General features: G+C 32.0%; 11 protein-coding genes. 8 read left to right on the top strand and 3 right to left on the bottom strand.

Annotation, left to right across the window (positions count from 1 at the left end; genetic code table 11):
• Window positions 1–308 precede the first annotated feature (308 nt).
• Window positions 309–2,657, top strand: coding sequence for an arylsulfatase (locus tag KMW28_RS25380; RefSeq protein WP_169663716.1), 2,349 nt, complete (start codon window positions 309–311; stop codon window positions 2,655–2,657).
• A 24-nt stretch (window positions 2,658–2,681) separates the two neighbouring features.
• On the opposite strand, the gene KMW28_RS25375 is transcribed toward KMW28_RS25380, so the two are convergent.
• Window positions 2,682–3,677 (bottom strand): helix-turn-helix domain-containing protein, encoded by a 996-nt coding sequence (locus tag KMW28_RS25375; RefSeq protein ID WP_169663715.1) that lies wholly within the window; start codon window positions 3,675–3,677, stop codon window positions 2,682–2,684.
• A 255-nt stretch (window positions 3,678–3,932) separates the two neighbouring features.
• Between KMW28_RS25375 and KMW28_RS25370 the strand changes: the two genes are divergently transcribed.
• Window positions 3,933–6,278, top strand: a complete 2,346-nt coding sequence (locus KMW28_RS25370; protein WP_169663714.1) for an arylsulfatase — start codon at window positions 3,933–3,935, stop codon at window positions 6,276–6,278.
• Window positions 6,279–6,300: 22 nt separating this feature from the next.
• Here the strand turns inward: KMW28_RS25370 and KMW28_RS25365 are convergent, their stop codons facing one another.
• Both KMW28_RS25365 and KMW28_RS25360 read right to left on the bottom strand, forming a co-directional pair.
• Window positions 6,301–7,305: a helix-turn-helix domain-containing protein gene (locus tag KMW28_RS25365; protein ID WP_169663713.1), complete on the bottom strand. Its 1,005-nt coding sequence runs from the start codon at window positions 7,303–7,305 to the stop codon at window positions 6,301–6,303.
• 471 nt (window positions 7,306–7,776) lie between these two features.
• Window positions 7,777–9,048, bottom strand: coding sequence for a tetratricopeptide repeat protein (locus tag KMW28_RS25360; protein ID WP_169663712.1), 1,272 nt, complete (start codon window positions 9,046–9,048; stop codon window positions 7,777–7,779).
• 246 nt (window positions 9,049–9,294) lie between these two features.
• Here KMW28_RS25360 and KMW28_RS25355 point away from each other — a divergent pair, with 246 nt between their 5' ends.
• The 6 genes from KMW28_RS25355 to KMW28_RS25330 all read left to right on the top strand — a co-directional run bounded on the left by KMW28_RS25355 (window position 9,295) and on the right by KMW28_RS25330 (window position 20,425).
• Window positions 9,295–11,343: a 7TM diverse intracellular signaling domain-containing protein gene (locus KMW28_RS25355; protein ID WP_169663711.1), complete on the top strand. Its 2,049-nt coding sequence runs from the start codon at window positions 9,295–9,297 to the stop codon at window positions 11,341–11,343.
• Between the two features lie 11 nt (window positions 11,344–11,354).
• Window positions 11,355–13,304: a hypothetical protein gene (locus KMW28_RS25350; RefSeq protein WP_169663710.1), complete on the top strand. Its 1,950-nt coding sequence runs from the start codon at window positions 11,355–11,357 to the stop codon at window positions 13,302–13,304.
• Window positions 13,301–13,954, top strand: a complete 654-nt coding sequence (locus tag KMW28_RS25345; protein WP_169663709.1) for a TVP38/TMEM64 family protein — start codon at window positions 13,301–13,303, stop codon at window positions 13,952–13,954. Before KMW28_RS25350 ends, KMW28_RS25345 begins: the two co-directional genes overlap by 4 nt.
• Window positions 13,924–15,030 (top strand): BamA/TamA family outer membrane protein, encoded by a 1,107-nt coding sequence (locus KMW28_RS25340; protein ID WP_169663708.1) that lies wholly within the window; start codon window positions 13,924–13,926, stop codon window positions 15,028–15,030. The genes KMW28_RS25345 and KMW28_RS25340 overlap by 31 nt, the downstream gene beginning before the upstream one ends.
• A gap of 72 nt (window positions 15,031–15,102) precedes the next feature.
• Window positions 15,103–15,645, top strand: coding sequence for a mechanosensitive ion channel family protein (locus KMW28_RS25335; RefSeq protein WP_169663707.1), 543 nt, complete (start codon window positions 15,103–15,105; stop codon window positions 15,643–15,645).
• A 190-nt stretch (window positions 15,646–15,835) separates the two neighbouring features.
• Window positions 15,836–20,425, top strand: coding sequence for a T9SS type A sorting domain-containing protein (locus tag KMW28_RS25330; RefSeq protein ID WP_169663706.1), 4,590 nt, complete (start codon window positions 15,836–15,838; stop codon window positions 20,423–20,425).
• Window positions 20,426–20,453: the final 28 nt, after the last annotated feature.

Raw genomic sequence — 20,453 nt, 5'->3', positions numbered from 1 at the left:
TGATCTAAAAGTGTACTCAAAGCTACTCATGTGATACTCATTCAACAATGCAAAGGATTGCATGATCATTTTATTTTATACTTATTTTACCAGTCCCTATTTATAAATCGAAATGAGACTATCTAAAAAGTAAGCAAGGTGATTTAGATACTTTTTTATGGTACAATACAACATACATTATTCTTAAATTAGTTCAGTAAGATTGTTATATTGACTGTTTTGTACCATTACATTTCCTTTTTTGTGCTACCAAAAAACAAGTATTTGATTAGACATTTGTAGAGTATTATTTACGAAATTGTTATCAAATGAACTTACGAAAGAAAATTAGGATTGCATTGCTATCAGCACTTTTGCCTGTAGCAGTACAAGCTCAAACTGTAAAAGGACTTACTGTTCATGAGTCGGAAGACTCTCCTACCAAACAACTAAATTTCAGAGCAAATAAATTAGACGAGGCTCCCAATATCGTCTTAGTATTATTAGATGACGTTGGATATGCTCAAATGGGACATATGGGTGGTCAGATAGAAACACCTGCTTTCGACCAGATTGCAGATAAAGGATTAACGTATTCTAGATTCCATACTACAGCTTTATGTTCTCCTACAAGAGCTGCATTGCTTACTGGTAGAAATCACCATACTGCCGAAACAGGTATTATTATGGAATTAGGTACTGGTAACTCTGGTTACACTACAGAAATTCCTGGTGAAGTGGGATCGTTCGCAAAAGTACTTCAGGAGAAAGGATACTCTACTTCTTGGTACGGCAAGAACCATAACGTACCTAACTGGGAAGCTTCATTTACAGGACCATTTAACCGCTGGCCTAATGAATTAGGTTTTGATTATTTCTATGGATTTATTGGAGGGGACACGGATCAATACCACCCTGCCTTAGTAGAAGATAGAAAAAGAATAGTTGCTCCAGAAACGAATGCAGATGGATCACCCTACCACTTAACAACTGATATGGCAGACCAGGCCATTAACTATGTTCAATCAGTGAATGCTGTGGCTCCAGATAAGCCTTTCTTTGTATATTTTGCACCTGGTGCTGCTCATGCTCCTCACCAAGCTCCAGCAGAATATGTAGAAAAATATAAAGGAAAATTCGATTCTGGATGGGATGTATATAGAGAGCAAGCCTTTAATAATATGAAATCAAAAGGTTTGATTCCTGCTGATTCTGAATTAACACCACGTCCAGAATCATTACCTGCGTGGGATAGCCTAAACGAAGAGCAAAAAATGGTGTATGCTCGTATGATGGAAGTTTTTGCTGGATTTACAGAGCATACAGACGTTCAAATCAAAAGATTATACGATGCCATTGGCGAGATGGGTAAATTAGACAATACGATCTTTATTTACATTGCTGGTGATAATGGTGGTTCTGCAGAAGGTGGCCAAGAGGGTATGCTAAATGAAATGACATTCTTTAATGGAATGCCAGAAAAATGGGAAGATAAAGTAGCGGCAGTAAAATCAAACCGTTTAGGTACTGAAGATTACTTTAACCACATGCCTGCAGCTTGGGCATGGGCGGTTAACTCTCCTTACCAATGGACAAAACAAATTGCTTCTCACTTAGGAGGCGTAAGAAATGCAATGACAATCTCATATCCTAACGGAATTGAATCAAGAGGAGAAGTAAGAAGTCAGTTTACTCATATTACTGATATCGCACCAACCATTCTTGAAGTAGCTGGTTTAGAAATGCCAAAAGAAATTGATGGATACACACAAACTCCAATTGACGGTACTTCTATGGTGTATTCATTCGATAACGAAGAAGCTCCAGAAACACATACCACTCAATATTTTGAAATCGGTGGTAATATGGGTATCTACCACGATGGATGGTGGGCAGGTGCAATGAGAAACATCCCTTGGGTGTCAGGATCTACAGCACATGTTGAAATTACTGACATGAAATGGGAACTGTATAACTTAAGTGAAGATTTCTCTCAGTCGAGAGACCTTGCTGAGGAGATGCCAGAAAAATTAGAATATATGAAATATTTATTCTTTGCTGAAGCTTCTAAAGCCAATGCCCTTCCTATTGATGATCGTAGAACAGAGCGTTTCAGAAGTTCTTACCGTCCATCTTTAACTGCAGGTCAAACTGTATTCAACTACCCAAACGGATTAAGATTGCCAGAAGGTGCAACACCTTTCCTTAAGTTCATCTCTCATACAATGGACGCACAGTTAGAAGGTTACAAAAAAGGTGATCAAGGGGTACTTATTACTCAAGGTGGTCGTTTTGGTGGTTTCGTTGTAAGAGTAGATAAAGCAGGTTATGTTTATTATGAATACAGCAATACTTCTGATGTTTATAGCATTAAAACAACTGCTAAGATTCCTGCTGGAACTAAAAATGTAACTACTAAAGTAGTTATGGACGATAAGAAGCCATATACAGCATCAACAATTAAAATCTATGCTGACGGCAAGAAAATTGGTGAAGGACGTGTTGAAAAAACCATCCCTAACTTATTCTCATTGGACGAAACTATGGATATCGGACAAGATACAGGTACTCCTGTAACAAATAATTATTCTGTAAAAGGCTCAGATTATTCTGGTCTTCTTAAAATGGTAAAAGTATCTTTTATCAATGAATATGGAAATGAGGCAAACGCAAAATAATTGTGTTTCTATCAGATAAATGAACTACGAAGTCAGGAGGTTTTCTCCTGACTTTTTTCGTGTTATAGAAGGTCTTTCTCCAAAATATTGATGATAACGTTTACTGAAGTGTGTCAAATCAGTATACCCAAAATCAAGTGCTATTTCTAATAAATCTATTTGAGTAGAAACCACCAATTTCCTTGTTTCATCTAGTCTTTGATGATTGAAAAATTTCAAGATAGGCTTCTTAAAAACCTTTTTGAATGTTCTCTGCAATTTAGACTCACTCATTCCATATTTTTTGGTAAGCTGTTGTAGGTCTGGAATCAATTTGTAATCATCTAGTATCTCGTCTCTAATCTTAAACATTAAGTTTAAATCGTCATTATGTACTCCATAGACAACATTATCAAGGCCATTATTAGAAGATTGCTTCTGAAGAATGGTCAATACTTCTATCATTTTAGAAAACAGTATTCCTCTTTTAACTACAGGATCTTGAATTTGATCATCCAATTCTGCAATTATTTTATCAAATTCTGAGGTGATTTCAGAGAAATAAAACCATGCCTCTTCTTTTTTTACTAATTGTAATAAATCTTCGTTGGTGGTATCAATAAAATTATAAATAAGATGTACAGGTATTCTGATATAATACCACCTTATTGTTTGATTCACAGGATAATCAATATAAAATTCCTGATTACTATTGTAAACATATAAAGCAGTAATGTTCTTGGAGCTTTTTTTTGATTCTGATGTAAAGTCTCCAGATTTTCCTATTCTGATACTTACATACTTATCTTTTTTATTCGTTCGATTAACTATACGAACAGGTACATTAGCTTTCATTGTTGTTGTACCACAGATTAGGCCTGGAAAATATTCGCAATAAAAGGATTTCAACATACCATATTGATTATTATCTAAATAGATATTATTGCCATCTATTACTGCCCCAAAATTCTCTTCTAAAGTTGCATAATAGGATTTAGGATTAACTTCATCCGTATCAATTATTATTATTTTCTCTTCCATTATTTATTAGGATAAAAATCCTTTACTGAATGTTATTATCATCAAATGATTGTATAGATTAATGTAAAATCATTCTGATTTTAAATGAAATAACACGAATACCATTTGTACATAACAATACAATAAAAACGGATAAAATGGATAAACTTCTATATTTTGCCCGTTTCATACAAATATTATCCTTTTTTATTCAAACAAATCATATGGTAAACTATCCACCTTTGTAAGGTATTACAAACAAAAACAGTTTACAAAATGAATTTACGAAAAAAGATAAGTATTGCTTTACTATCTGTTGCCATGCCTTTTATGGCACAAGCACAAGAAGTAAAAGGACTAACTGTTCACGAATCGAAAGATTCGGCGCCAAAACAACTTAATTTTAGAGAAAATAACCTAGAGGATGCTCCAAACATTGTCTTAATTTTATTAGATGATGTGGGATATGCTCAAATGGGTCACATGGGTGGTCAGATCGAAACTCCTGCTTTCGATGAAATTGCGGATAAAGGTCTAACGTATTCAAGATTCCATACTACTGCATTATGTTCGCCAACAAGAGCAGCCTTGCTTACTGGTAGAAATCACCATAAAGCAGAAACAGGTGCTATCATGGAATTGGGTACTGGTAATGATGGTTATACTATGGCACTCCCTCAAGAAGTGGGTTCAGTGGCTAAAGTATTACAACAAAAAGGTTATTCTACTTCTTGGTATGGTAAGAACCATAATGTCCCTGACTGGGAAGCATCATTTACAGGTCCATTCGATCGTTGGCCAAACGATTTAGGTTTTGACTATTTCTATGGTTTCTTAGGTGGTGATACGGATCAATTCCACCCTGCCTTGGTAGAAGATAGAAAGAGAATTTCTGCTCCTGAAACAAATGCAGATGGTTCGGAATATCACTTAACTACAGACATGGCGGATAAGGCGATTAACTACATTCAATCGGTGAATGCTGTTGCTCCAGACAAACCATTCTTTGTTTATTTCTCACCAGGTGCTGTACATGCTCCTCACCAAGCACCTGCTGAATATATCGAAAAATATAAAGGTCAGTTTGATGAAGGTTGGGATGTATATAGAGAAAAGGCTTTCAATAATATGAAAGCGAAAGGAATTATTCCTGCAGATACAAAGTTGACTCCACGTCCTGAATCTTTACCGGCTTGGGATAGTTTAACGGATGAGCAAAGAATGGTCTATGCTCGAATGATGGAAGTATTCGCTGGTTTTACTGAGCATACAGACGTTCAAATCAAAAGAATTTATGATGCTGTAGAAGAAATGGGTAAAATGGACAATACTATTTTTATCTACATTGCTGGTGATAATGGTGCCTCTGCTGAAGGCGGCCAAGAAGGTTTATTAAACGAAATGGCATTCTTTAATGGTATTCCTGAAAAGTGGGAAGACAAAGTTGCCGCAGTTAAAACTAACCGTTTAGGAACTGAAGACTACTTTAACCATATGCCTGCAGCTTGGGCTTGGGCAGTGAACTCGCCTTATCAATGGACAAAGCAAATTGCTTCACACTTAGGTGGTGTTAGAAATGCAATGGCTATCTCTTATCCAAATGGAATTGATGCAAGAGGTGAAGTGAGATCACAATTCTCTCATGTTACTGATATCGCACCAACAATTTTAGAAGTGGCAGGTCTAGAAATGCCAGAGGCAATAGATGGACACACTCAGGTTCCTTTAGACGGTGAATCTTTAGTGTACTCTTTTGATGATGCTGAAGCTTCAGAACTACACACTACTCAATACTTTGAGATCTTTGGCAACCTTGGTATCTATCACGATGGTTGGTGGGCAGGTGCCATAAAGACGATCCCTTGGCAAATTGCTCCTGACGAAAGAGCAATCACTGAAATGGATTGGGAACTGTATGATCTACGATCTGATTTCTCACAATCACGTAACATGGCTGAAGAAATGCCAGAGAAATTAGAATACATGAAGTATTTATTCTTTGCTGAGGCAGCAAAAGCCAATGCATTACCAATTGATGATCGTAGGGCTGAACGTTTTAGAAGTACTTTCCGTCCATCTTTAACTGCAGGTCAGACTACATTTAAATATCCAAATGGTTTAAGACTTCCAGAAGGTGCTACCCCTTTTACAAAGTTTGTATCTCACACATTAGAAGCCAAATTGGAAGGTTATAAAAAAGGTGATCAAGGGGTGCTTATCACTCAAGGAGGTCGATTTGCAGGTTTTGTACTAAGAGTGGATAAATCAGGTTATGCGTACTATGAGTACTGTAATGCGGTTGATAAAACATCCATCAAATCTTCTGTAAAAGTGCCAGCAGGAACTAAAAATATTACAGCGAAAGTGATTATGGACGAGAAAAAACCATACACTGGTTCTACAGTAACACTTTATGCTGACGGAAAGAAAATTGGTATGGGTATAGTAGAAAAAACAGTTCCTAACTTATATTCTTTAGATGAAACATTAGATGTTGGTAAAGATTCTGGTACTTCAGTAACGGATAAGTACTCTGTGAAAACATCAAAATATACGGGAATACTAAAGTCTGTTACTTTAGAATTAATTGACGAATATAAGAATAAGGTAATGAGTAAGTAATAAAGAGATCATTTATTAGTTATCAAAAAGTCAGTGGATTTTCTGCTGACTTTTTCCTTGTTACAGAAGGTTGTTCTCCATGGTATTTGGTATATCGCTTACTAAAATGTGATAGATCAGTAAATCCTAATTCAAAACTTATCTGACCTAAATCTTTTTCCGAATACATTACAAGCTTCTTGGCCTCAATTTGTCTTTGATCATTATAATATTTAAGAAGTGGCATTTTAAACACCTTTTTAAAGGTTCGTTGCAATTTAGACTCACTCATTCCATACTCTTTAGCGATTTTTTGAACATCGGGTATTCTCTTAAAATCATTCAAAATATCATCTTTAATCTTTAGCATTACATTCAAGTCCTCCGCTTGTACGCCATATACAATGTTCTTATAATTATTAGCAATGGTTTCATTTTTAAGGACCACAAAAATCTCAATCACTTTCGATAAAAGCATTCCTCTTCTAGAATGTTCATCTTCCATGCATTGATCCAAGGCTTGTAAAATTTCATCCAAAGCAGGCGAAAGAGGTGCATAGTAAAACCATGCGTTATCTTGGTTGATCAATTCCTTTAGTTTACTATCGTGTTCATCAGCAAAAAGATAATAAACCTCTACAGGGAAGCGAACAAAGTACCATCGGATATTTTGATCTTCTGGGTAATCAATAGAGAAATTCTGTTGACTGTTGTAGAGGTACATTGCATTTTTAAAAGTGGCTTTCTCTTTATTTTCAGAAGTAAAGTCACCACTTTTACCTATTCTTAAGCTAATAAATTTGTTCTTACTCTGAGTTGTATTCTGAAAAGTAAATCGTTTTTTTAAATGCAATGTAGTTACCCCACAATACATATCCGGAAGGTATTGATAAAAGATACTTTTCACCAACCCTACTTCTGGATGATCTAATGTATATTCATCATCTTTTAGGGACCCACCAAATTTTTCTTTTAGCACTTCAAAATAGCTAAAAGGGTTTATTTCGTCCCCACTTAAGATGTTATTAGAATTTGATTTTGATTTCATTTAATATGGTAACATTACTTCTGTGAAGTTATGCAATACAGACTAAGGTTTCAAAATTGTTATTATAATTCACAAAAATAAAGGCTATCTCAATACATTTTGAAATAGCCTTTTCAGTTATAAAAAAGTGGATGTTACCATAACTTTTTTGTTGTCTTCTTTGTAGTGGTTTTAAATTTTTTCATAGTGATTTAAATTTAATTAGTGATAAATTGAGTTGTGAAATTTACCAAAGAATCTTCTTTAGTTTGTTGGATTTTGATCTAAAAGTTTTCATTAGCACTCTAAATTTTACCAAACAATCTTTTTGTTTTTGGCAGCAGTTGTTTTAAACTTTTTCATAGTGATTGACTTATGGTTTTACCAAAATTTTTTATTTTTCATTTTACTTTTTGATTTGAACTTTTTCATCATTGTTAAAATTTAGATTTAAAAATTAACTCCTAAGAGGAGAAGGATTTTCCTTCTTTTTTATTCTTTAAACATTGCCTCCTGATAGGGTAATGTTTTTTCTTCTTTTTCTTCTTCAACCTCTAAAGCTTTCAAAGCTTCTTCTGCCCAATGTTCTAGAGCCGAATCCTCTATTTCTTTGGACAATTCTATTAAACATTCATAGTTCGCATATCCTTCTGGATCAAAAGTTAAAGAAGTAGTATAATAGGTAATCGCTTCTTCGTATTCATTGAGCTGTTGGGCACATTGCCCTGCCATAAAATAGGCTATTTCAGCAGTTAAAGGTGATAATCGAGCAGATTTTAAATAAGCATTTTTAGATAATGTATATTGCTCCTTTTCAGCATACAGTTGGCCTAATAACATGTGTCCAACTCCAGAATTGGGTTGGAGATCAATTAGTTTTTCTGCAAAAACAATACTTCTGTCTAAGTCATTTCGAATTAAATATTCTTTAACTCTGCTTTCAAAAATTGGAAATAAAATAGATCTTTTGAGGACTTCTTCTGTAGAATTATTACATCGAATTTTTAAGGCCAAGTTTTCACACAAATTCATTTGAACTGACATACCTTCCATGTCTTCATTCAATTGAGGAACAAAAGCATTCATTCTATGAAAACGACTATTCAACTCCAAGGATTTATTTTTACTTAGTGTGCCTTCTAGTTCAACAACAGAAATTTCATACAACTTGATATAATGTTGTAATTTTTCTAATTGATGATCCATTTTTACATAATACTGACAGACCAAATACCATAGTTTTACTTTAATTTCTGAGGGGCCTTTAATGTTTAAGGCATATTCAATTAGTTCTTTTATACTGAATGAATGTTCTTCTTCCATATTCAGCATATACTTCGCTAAAAGTATTTCATAATTAAAGTTATCATCAGTACAATTTTTATCTGAGTTCGAAAGTTCAAGAATAAGGGAATAAAAACATAGCCTTATTAATACTTTAAATAATCTAGTTTTTTCCTCTGTTTTTAATTGAGAATAAGAATCTAATTTGTCAATTAAATACTCCCACTGCGTAGTTTTTAATTCGGCTTTTAGTAATCGAGGATCATTCACTATATATTCATTCCGTTCTATGCTGACTAAAAAGTCATTTCGAAAACTTGAAGTAAGAAAAACATGTATATCCGGTAGGTCATCATTATTATTTACTAAATTTTGAAAGTCAAAATATAATGCCCAAATATGTAGCTCAGCATCTGTATGAATTTCAGATAGATTTATAAATGTCTTCGATTGTTGAAAGATTATAGAATTTGTAAGCATGAGAATAATTAGTTTCCCTTAAATAAGCGATTAATGTGATCCAAATCAATGTTTTTACATTTTATAACACTCATAACTAATTAGTTACACAAAATATTAAATAAACATTAGTAACAATTACAGAAAGAATCCCTATACCTAAAAAGGGTGATTTTTTGATGATATTACAAATAAAAAGTAGATAGACTTTGGAATTTCATTTGTAGCCGTTTTAATTGTATAGTATTTTTTTTCTCAAAGACCACTATGCTCCGATTATTTAAAGTACTATTCTTTATTTTACTAACTTCTAAAGTCTTTGCTCAACATCAACTAGTATACAAGGAAATCCAACCTTCTAAAATTTTTGTTAGCGAAATTGATGTTACAATAGATGAAGTTTCTGATCATTTAAAACCTTTTGATCCTTCTTTTGTAATTACACCAAGAGTAGGAGCAGTTTATTACATTCAATTTCTCATAGAAAATAGTTTCAATGAGGAAGAACTCCTGATTAATTTTGACAATTGGCAATATGTTGAAGGAAGAATAGTCGATCAAAAAAATATATTACTAACTGGAACTTTAATTGACTACGAAAAAAAATCCTTCCCATTCTATCAACAACAATATTTACCTCTAAAAATTCCTCCAAAAACTAAGATAAAGATTATTGTAAAATCATACATAACTGATAACAGTCTAATATTTCCAGAAAATTTTCACGTAAAAATCTCTACAAAAAAAAATATTGAAAAAAGGAGACAAGCAACTAATGTTCTTGTTGCCTTCTTTTTTGGTCTAATCCTCATAATGCTTTTGTTTAACCTTTCTCTTTCTTTCATAATTACAGAAAGGTTCTACAAATGGTATTTATTTTATTTGTTAAGCAATCTAATTGCTTTAATGGGCAATTTTGGTTTTTATGATATCATTTTTGCCGGTATCCAATTTCCTCATTTTAAAGTAACTTTAGAAGTCATTGCTTCTAGTTGTTTTGGATGGAGTATAGTCTTATTTTCAAAAAATTTTTTAAACATTCAATACACATCAAAACTATTAAATAAGCTAATTAATGTATTAATTATTTTCCTGTTTGTTCCAATCCTTGTGAATGTAGTATCTCCTGTATTTAGTAATGTTATTTCTCATCTATTAGGAATTTATACCTTTATTCTTATTCTAATATGTGGTTTATATTCTGTATACAAAAAACAACCTTCAAGTTGGATATTTTTGGTAGGCTTCGGATGTTTTCTAACTGGTTTAATTATACATTTAATTACAACTCTAAATGCAACCATTGAAAATAATTTATTCTACAAATTTAGTATTCAAATAGGTAATTCATTTGAATTATTGATCTTTAGTATAGCTATTGCCCACCGATTTAAACTGATTAAAAATCAGAATGAAGCCCAACAAGCATTGATCATAAAACAGTTGCAAGAGAATGAAGAATTGCAACAAAAAATTAATTCTGATTTAGAGCGTTTAGTAGAGGTAAGAACCCACGATCTTGAAGTGGAAAAAGAAGCATTATTTGTTGCTAATCAACAAATCACTAATTCTATTGAGTATGCTAAACAACTTCAGGAGGCTGTTTTACCCAAACCTGTTGAATTACAACAACTATTTAAAGATATCTACATTTACTATCAACCGAAGGATATAGTATCGGGCGATTTCTATTGGGCAAAATCAAATGAACGTTACACTTATTTTGCTATTTGTGACTGTACAGGACATGGAGTTCCAGGGGCATTAATGTCCATGTTAAGCTCTACTATTCTAGATCATATAGTATTAAAGAATAATCAATATCAACCTCATAAAGTATTAAATGAGTTGTCTCTCAAAATAGATCAGTCTTTAAATCATGGAGGGAAAACCTTTGATTCTCGAAATGATGGTTTAGACATTGGTTTTTGTTGTATAGATCATAGCACAAACGAATTACATTTCTCAGGTGCATTTATTTCTTTATGGATCCTCCGAGATAAAAATGTAATTGAAATTAAAGGTGATCGACATCCAATTGGCTTTAGTCATGTCAAAAAAGATTTCTTTAATGAAACTTCAATCAAACTAGAAGAAAACGATCGTTTATTCTGTTTTACTGATGGTATTATAGATCAGTTTGGAGGGAAATACAATAAAAAATATACGAAAAAGAAATTACGAAATCTTATCTGTAATCTATCAGACGCTTCTTTAGAAGTGCAATGCAAAGTAATTAAATCTGAAATTAATATTTGGAAGGGCGACAAAGAACAAACAGACGATATTTTGTTTGCTGGATTCCAATACATTTAAACTAAAATACCATGAACATAACTACTTCTCCGCGTTTAAACTTTGATGGAAACGCCACATTGAATATTGCTACAGGCAATAATAACAAATACAAATATTTAAAACTCTTCGATGAAGATGTTCACCAAGTATATACACATCCAAGAATATACATTGAAGAAGAAGAAGTAGAAGAAGAAGAAGTAGAAAATTATCACATTCAAACCGATAAGAAAGGTCAATTTGTCGAGATTAAAAGTATTAAAGTCTTAACAGAAGACTACCGCAAATGGATGTGTACTCCTTTGGGAAAATCTGATTTGGACCAAGAATATCATGATTTATATTCCTTGTTTATTGGTTCTGATATTATTCACCCTGGGTATATGAATTATTATGGTGATTTATCATTTAATTTATTGGATGCCAAAATTGTGTCGGTGACTAACGATCCTCAACAAGAATATAGTGCGATGATCGGTGAAAATATAGCATTTAAAAACACCTATCTATGCGATGTCAGCCCTGAGTTACAATTAATCACTCAGATTTTTTATAAATCCATTCAAATAGGAAATGATACATCTGATACTCCCCATAAATCCACTACTAGGTATTTGAACCTATTCAAAGTGTATAATGCTCAAGGTATTCAAGGAGGTGCAGGTACTTTTCATACCCAATTTTCTTTCAAGGACGATGTTGATAATGAATTATTGAGAGGTAAAACATTTCATTTAAGATTCACTTTTCATCAATTATTCGAAATTCAATATCCTGATTATAATAAACTGAATGGAGCTGACAATCCGGCTCAGATTAGAGTTACAGGAACAATTTTCGAAGTAAATGATGATTTAAAAACTGATTATTTCAAACGGGTTTTAACCTACAAACACAATAACACATTTAATTCTATCAATGAATTATATCAAAAACCAGGAGCAAGTAATATTCCATTTGATATATCAAACAATCAGGTAGTTATTGATCTTTTAAATTTTCTTCCTTCAAAAGGAATTCCTCATAAACCTAAAGAAGAGCCTAAAGAACCTATGTCTCTTAAGGGAGAATATAAGTTTAATGGTTTTATCAACTTAAATCTTGGGAAACTATTTATTCGATTTAAGACTGATAATGGTGAGGTTTTAGAACTTGGTACTCTTGATTATGAGAATGATTATAATCAAGAAAAAATGATTCAGTGTTCAGGTCTTTATCAATTCGATTTTCCTACTTCTATTCACCCTCAAGATGGAAAATTACAGATCTATATTGAAAAAGATTTAGTATTCGAAGAGCAAGATTTATACATCACAACAGATCAAGCAGGTAACTATACTGATTATTCAGAATTTGGAGATAAATTCTTAAATAATAGTAATTCAAAAGAATCCATTCAGTTACATGTTTATGAAAGAGGAATACCCGTACAGAAAGAAAATGCTATTGCAGGATGTGCTTTATCATTGGTAGGTGATTTTCATAGACAAGTAGAAAAAGTAACTTCTCTACAAATTGACCTATATGACAACGTTACGTTTTTCCCAAAGAAAAAAGCTGGAGTATTGGCTTATATTTTTGAACCTCACATTTCAATTGATGAAGTCCAAAACGAACAAGTTTATACCTTATTTGATTTAGTCCATAAATATCAAATTGTATTTATTAAAGTATTTAAAGAAGACCCTGAGATTACTCAACTACTTGAATCTGTTGATCAAATTACATTAGAGGATGTAAAAAGAAAAGTACTTCTTCCTAACTTCACAATTGTTCCAGCTATGCTAAAAAGGTATAACGGCATCTTTTTAAAAGATGAAACTTGGTTAAATCCATCACAAGTAAACAATTTATTAGAAAATTATATGTCCCCATCTAATTTTGCTAACTACAATTACATGCCCATCACCAGAGACCTTAGTCATCAGCAATACCAACTTTTAAAGAAATACGCAGACCAACTTTCTCAACAATCATGAAAAAACTAATTACACTAACTTTCTCTTTAATTACCTTTTTCTTGGTAAGTTTTGGGATTGTTGTTGCCTTTAAAATTCCAATTTTAGAAGATCCGACACCTTTGTTTGAATTGGATGTAGTTCAGATGAAAATAGCATCGATTACTTTATTAAGCTTAGATATTATCTTACCTATTCCAGGTAGTTTAATTATGATTGGTAATGGTAATTATTTTGGGTGGTTTGAAGGGACAATACTGTCTGTAATTGGAGGAATGATTTCCACCTTTATTGGTTTTTATTTAGGTAAACAGCCACAATTAATTCAACGTTTTTTATCTGATAAAGAAAAAAACAAAGCTTCTGAACTAATACAAAAATGGGGAATATTAATTGTGGCCGTTTCAAGGCCAATTCCTTTATTATCTGAGAGTATTTGTATTATGGCTGGTTGTTCGAATATCTCATATAGTAAAATGTTTTTCTATAGTTTTCTGGGGTATTTACCTGGTGCTTTTATTTACGCCTATTCTGGTGAGCTACTACAATACGATGATCAATTGGGGTCTATTAGTTTTATTATTGTATTGGGCATTTCGGTTATTTTTTGGGGAATTGGTAAACTATTTAAATCAAGCAAATGGGGAAAAGAAAATACGTCAATTTCTTAATTGGATTATTGTTCTGTGGTACTGTTTATGCTCAAACGCCAACCGATTCTAGTCAGGTAAACACTTCATTTAAAAGATGGAAAGTACTTCCTCTACCTACGATTGGTTATGCACCTGAAACTAAAGGCTATTTAGGAGCAGTAGCATTATTCACTTTACATTTAGGAGATACTTCTTTGAACAGGAGGTCTACTATGGATGTGGAATTTAATTATACTCAGAATAATCAGATGATCTCAGATATTAACTGGGAGTTGAATTTTGGAAAAGGAAATTGGTTAACCCAAGGAACGGTGATGTATAAAAAATTCCCTGATTTATTCTGGGGAATAGGAAATAATACTCAAGAAGAGGAAAAAGAATCTTTCGAGAGTGAAATCTTTACAGTTGATATTCAGCTTCAGAGAAAAATTTATAAAAGTATCTATTTAGGGGCTTATTTCTCTCATGTCAATGAATTTAACATGACCTCTAATGAAGAAAATGGCTTGATAAAAAATCAAGAAATTTTAGGTACAAAGGATTATCAAATTACACATTGGGGAATGGCTTTATCATCTGATAATCGCAAAAATATCTTGAACCCTCAACAGGGTCATTTTCTTCAAGTCATTGCTGCTTCAGGTCATTACTCTGAAGAAAACCTTCAGAAATCAAATGTTAGATTAAGTTTGGATTTTCGTAAATACCTACATCTTTTTCACTCTAAAAATGTGTTAGCTTTTCAGCTTAATAGTATAAATAATTTTGGAGTAAATCCATTCAATACATTGGCTAAAATAGGCTCTAACAGTTATATGAGAGGATATTATAAAGGACGTTACAGAGATAATTACATGTTGAGTGTACAGGCAGAATACCGATTTACCATCTATAAAAGATGGGGGGCTACCCTATTTGCTGGTCAGGGTGATGTTTTTGATGACTGGAATAACGTTAGCTTTGAGAAAAGTAGTTTAGGGGGAGGACTTCGTTTCCTTATAGACAGAGAGAATAATACTAATCTACGTATTGACTATGCTGTTGGTGTTGATGGAAATAATGGCTTTTATATCGGCTTTGGTGAAGCGTTTTAAAATTGTGATTAGAATAAAAAAAGAAAAAAACTAAATTAGATTCTTCTTAACTTTGTACAAACAAATTTCATTATGGATCAATTAGAAGGAAAATTACTATTTACTGTTTGTGCCATAGTATTGGCATTTCTTGTACAAGCCATCACAAAAAAATATTTAACCAAAATAACTGAAAGAAAGGGATTCTCGTTTCACAGAAAAATGTACATCAGTAACTTTTTTGGAGTGATCTATACCATATTGGTATTTATTGGGATGATCTTTATATGGGATGTTTCCCTTCAAGGTTTCTCTGTATTTGTCACTTCCTTCTTTACCTTAACTGCTGTAGCCTTTGTTGCCCAATGGTCGATGCTTTCCAACATCACAGGCTCTTTGATTTTGTTTTTTGCCTATCCATTTAAAATTGGCGATAAAATTCGTATCCAAGATGGAGGTGAAAATTCGGTAGAAGGAATTATTACTAATATCACCTTATTTAATATTCGAATTCTTACTGATGATGGTGTCGATATCTCCTATCCAAATAACTTGGCTTTACAAAAGCCAATTAAAAAAATTAATCCAAATACAAATAACAATGTACATATGGATGAAGAAGATACTTTGAGCTAATTCGTTATCATATTTATAAAAATGTATTTCGATTTATATTGATTAACATAATTTAATATACGATCACATTATCCGTTATATTATTTTACTAACTTCCCCAAATAAAGTACTGCAAACTACTTTTTTTAACAAACTATTTACTGGCTTTTAAAGCAAACACAAAAAGCCTCGAAGATTAATTTATTACGAAATGAAACTCTTTTTAAAGCAACTGATTGTTCTATTGCTATTCTTTTCTCATGCTTATGCACAGAAAACCACAGAACTTAAGACTATCGATGCGTCTAAGCTTCTCTTAGAAGGACATCAAGAAATCTATTCATTTAACAAAAAAGGTGTCGCTTCCCCTTATCGTGTAAATGATAAAAATGTGGAAATCAGTTTACCCTCTTTAAGTGAACAGGAAGAAAATCAATTACCCAAATTGTATCAAAATGATTATCTATCGAAATTTATTATTGATGCTAAAGATAGCCTTTATTTCGATGAGAAACGTAAATCATTTTTGAAACTTAAAAATCAATTTCCTGAAAATAAAGTATCTGATTTAAATTTAGAAAAACACAAAATACCTACCATAGATATTTTAGATCTAAAAGGATTAAAAACGAAATATTCGTCCCAAGGAAATTTTGTAAAGTATTCATCAATGAGACAATTGAATGAAGTAGAAATAAAAATTGATTCATTGGTTTGGTTCCATAAAATATCGGATGGTGATTCGGTACATTCGCGTTCAGATGTTTACTCATATGATGCTGAACAGAGGTTATTGAAAGAAGAAACCTATTTTTATAAAAATGGGATTTCGACCTTAAAAGAATACACCCAGCATGTTTATGATGAAAATTATCATGGCACATTTTTCTACATACACAGCAATGGGAAAGATTTCCCTGAACATGGTAGGGAATACTATTTCTTAGAGAATTTTAGTATTGAAGAAGTATATGTTTTGTATGATTACTCAAGAGATGAATTTGTTCCTCAATCAAGAGAAATTAAACAATTTACTTCCGATGAATATCTAGAAATCACCTCCATTCAAGAAGATAAGTATTCGGATTACTTACAAGATTTTATTCCATTAAGGAAAGAAGAATTTGACTACACTCCTACTTATTATCAATGGACTGAATTTGATTATAATTATGCTAGAAATAATTGGCAGTTAAAACAATCTACAAAGGTTGATTTGATTGAAATTGATGGGAAAATAGTTGAAAAACGTATCGAAAGGAATAACATTGATATATATACAAAAAATAATTCCTTTGTAATTTCTGAATACGAGTTCGATCAAAAAGGCAATAAAATAAGTATTCAATCCTTCCTTAAGATGAGCAATCATGGTCCTCTTCAGTTAATTTTTAAAGAGGAATACGAGTACAATGATCTTGATTTAATGTCAGTTAAAAGAAAATATTTAATAAATGATACTAAGGATGCAGAATTAATAAATACTTCTCGGTTTGAATACGACGATCAAAATAATCTGATCCGTATCTATAACAATAAGATAAATGATCTTAGAAATTATAAATCAGAAATTCGATATAGTGGTGACTCTACTATTACTACTGTTTTTTCTAGTACAACGGATGATTGGCAACCACAAACTCGAACAACAGAAGTGGGTGATTCTGAAATTATACAAGAACGCTACATAGTTGATGCATGGGAGAATTCATCGAAAGATAAGTTCTATTATGATGAGGTTTTAGAAGCATTTATAATGGAAGGTTACACTGGAGAAAATGATCAATGGATTAAAGTTATTAAAACTGGTAGTGGAGAAAATATTAGAGTTTCATACAGAGGTAATATTTCAACGAACGAATGGGAAGGAACCTACCTTAATCGCTGGGGATATAAGGATAAGGAAAGTTACAATTATCTATATGAGTGGGATTCTGTTACAAAAGATTGGAGGTTCACTCAAAAAAAATCAAGTAAAACGATTGAAGGATTTAGGGAATCTCTAACTTATAATTATAGAAATGGTGAAATAAGTAGTCGACATAAAAGTAAATTTAAAAACGACAAAGAAAATAAAGTACAGACTAGTATTAGTTACCTTTTTGTAAATAATGAATTTGTCCTATATCAAAAATATGTAGTAAAATATGATTTTCTTTTTAAAGATTTATTCCACGTTGTTGAAGAAACTACATTTAACGCAAATGATCAACGAACTGATTTTCTAGAAATTCCTTATAATAAAATCAACTATTTTTATGATAGTTTTGGGAATCTTATTAAGATAATCACCTTTTCAAAAGGAAATAAAATAAACGAAAAAAACTTTACTTATGATAGTTCTGGAAGGATAATATCCGATAATTATTTTAATTATAATGCTGATGAAGAAATAGCAAGTGGTCAAAAATACAACTACGAATATCATGAGGATTCAGATCAATTATTTACTTCATTAAGTATGTATACATGGAATAATAATGATTGGAAACACATCAAATCAACAAAGAAACGCTTTAATGAAAACCAACAAGAAACCTATCATTTAGATAGTATTTATAACGAGAACATTGATGATTATTACTTGGTTAAAATAGAAAGATCTTATGGAGATGATAATCAACTAATAGCTTATAAAGAATCTGAAAAACATCAAGGGATTTGGTATGATAAAGAAATTGAAAGTACAACATACGAGGACTTAAAAGTAACGCATCAACAAACTCATTATACTTTTGATCAAGTCAATCAAATTCCATCTACTGTATCAAGCAGTTCGATAAAAACGACCAATTTCTATCCAAGTGGTGAAAAGCAAAACGAAATTATCGAAAATTGGAATAGTATATCGGAACAATTTGAGGTTGCATCTCGTGTTGAATGGGTCATTCTTGATAATTCAATTGTGCAATCAAATTATAATGGGAATGATGAAGTGGAACAAACAGTGACGACTACTTATCAAACCTCAAATAAGGTATTTATCCATTCTATTTTAAAGGAAATTGGACTTGATAAAGAACTAACTACTTATGAACGATTTGGCAACGAATTGATATTCCTAATAATATTTTTTTGGAATGATGCTACTCAAGAATGGATTTCTTCTAATGGTCTCTATAAGGTGGAAGAGATCTATATGAACAATAAACTTTCTGAAAGAATTTATTATCAATTGAACGTTGATGTATGGGAAGAAACAGAAACCTATACTTATAGCTATGTTGATAATATGCTACATTCTATCATCAAAAGCTCAACTGCTTTAAAAACAAAAGAAGTTTACCAATTATTAGGAGAAAGAGATCATGAAAATATTAGATATCGTTCTAATGTGGAATTGGATGGAACAATATCATATCATTTATCTACTAAAAAACGATTTTATTATGACGACAATGGTAATGAAAATGCCAATGCTAATTTCGAATATGTTAATGATGAATGGGTGATGATGGATTCTACTGTAAATATCACTCAAAACGACAATGACAATAAATTCCTTAAAAGTCGAGGCGAATTCTATAAACGTTCTTTGGTTCATGATAAAATGGTTGGTCAAACTAGATATGATCATTCTAGTAAAGAGGATGGCAGCATAAAGGAAGAAATTTACCACTGGGATTTTGACAGCGAAGATTGGGTTAAAATATCAGATATTGATAGAAATGATAAAGTATTAATACAATATGTTTTTGATGGAGCTAAATGGACTCCAAATTATAAACATGAATATGGAGAATTTAATAGTACTGATGATTCTAAGAGTTGGTATTATACAAATGATACATGGGTAAACAATCATTTAAACCAAGTCGTGTTTGATGATAACTCCAAATCTAGAGGTTCCGAAGAATATGTTTGGTATAATGAACAATGGATTGGAACAAGTAAAAAAGGTTATTCGCGTGAATATGATGCTGATGAATACCTTTATTATCAGACAGGAGATTTGACTTGGACGCCTTATGTCCGACACAAAAATTCAGTAGATAATTACCACTTACACGAAGGAAAAGAACAACGCTTTAATACTACTATAATTCAGTATTTATTGTCTGATAATTGGAAGGATATCAAAAAATTAGGGAGAATGAATTATGATAGACTCAAGAGTCATTATTACCTAATTGATGAAAAGGGTACTTATTCTACCGAATATCTAATTGATGGTGAACATAAAATTTATTGGGATGAAGATACTCAGGAATTTTACGGGGGTAATTATGTTGAAAATGAGCTTTCATCTATTATATGGGATAGCTCACAGAATAAATGGATAGATTATGAAAATGCTTACGCAAGCTATTCTCCTTACCTCCATCACAACTTACCGGAATCGATTAATATATTAGAAAATCCTACTTGGGATGTTGAAGTAAAAACCACTGGACAAAACCTGAAAATAGAAGTTCTATCAGGTCCAGGAAAATTAGATGGATCAAAGTTAAGCTTTTCTGATTTAGGTGAATTAAGAGTGCTTCTAACTACTGATGGTGGTAGTCATTATTCTGGAAATTATGAGGAAGTAGTAGTAAACCTTACTGACGTTAACGGTATTCATTCAAATGGAACATCAAATGATATTGTGGTTTTTCCAAACCCTACCTCATCTACTCTCTCTTTTAATAAAAAAGATAATTTGATGATAAATCAAACATCAATTTATGATATTGAGGGACGTTTAGTGCTTAATAGCCATCAAGAGATAGTTGATGTAAGTGAATTAAATACAGGAGTATACATTATAAAAATTCAGACCTCCAAAGGGATTATCCATAAAAGGTTTATCAAAAAATAATTAATAGTTGATCCTATATTAAAGGGCT

It is taken from the genome of Flammeovirga yaeyamensis (assembly GCF_018736045.1).
GTDB classification, from domain to species: domain Bacteria; phylum Bacteroidota; class Bacteroidia; order Cytophagales; family Flammeovirgaceae; genus Flammeovirga; species Flammeovirga yaeyamensis.
Note: the sequence above shows the minus strand (reverse complement) of the source record. Positions and strands in the feature narration are given on the sequence as shown.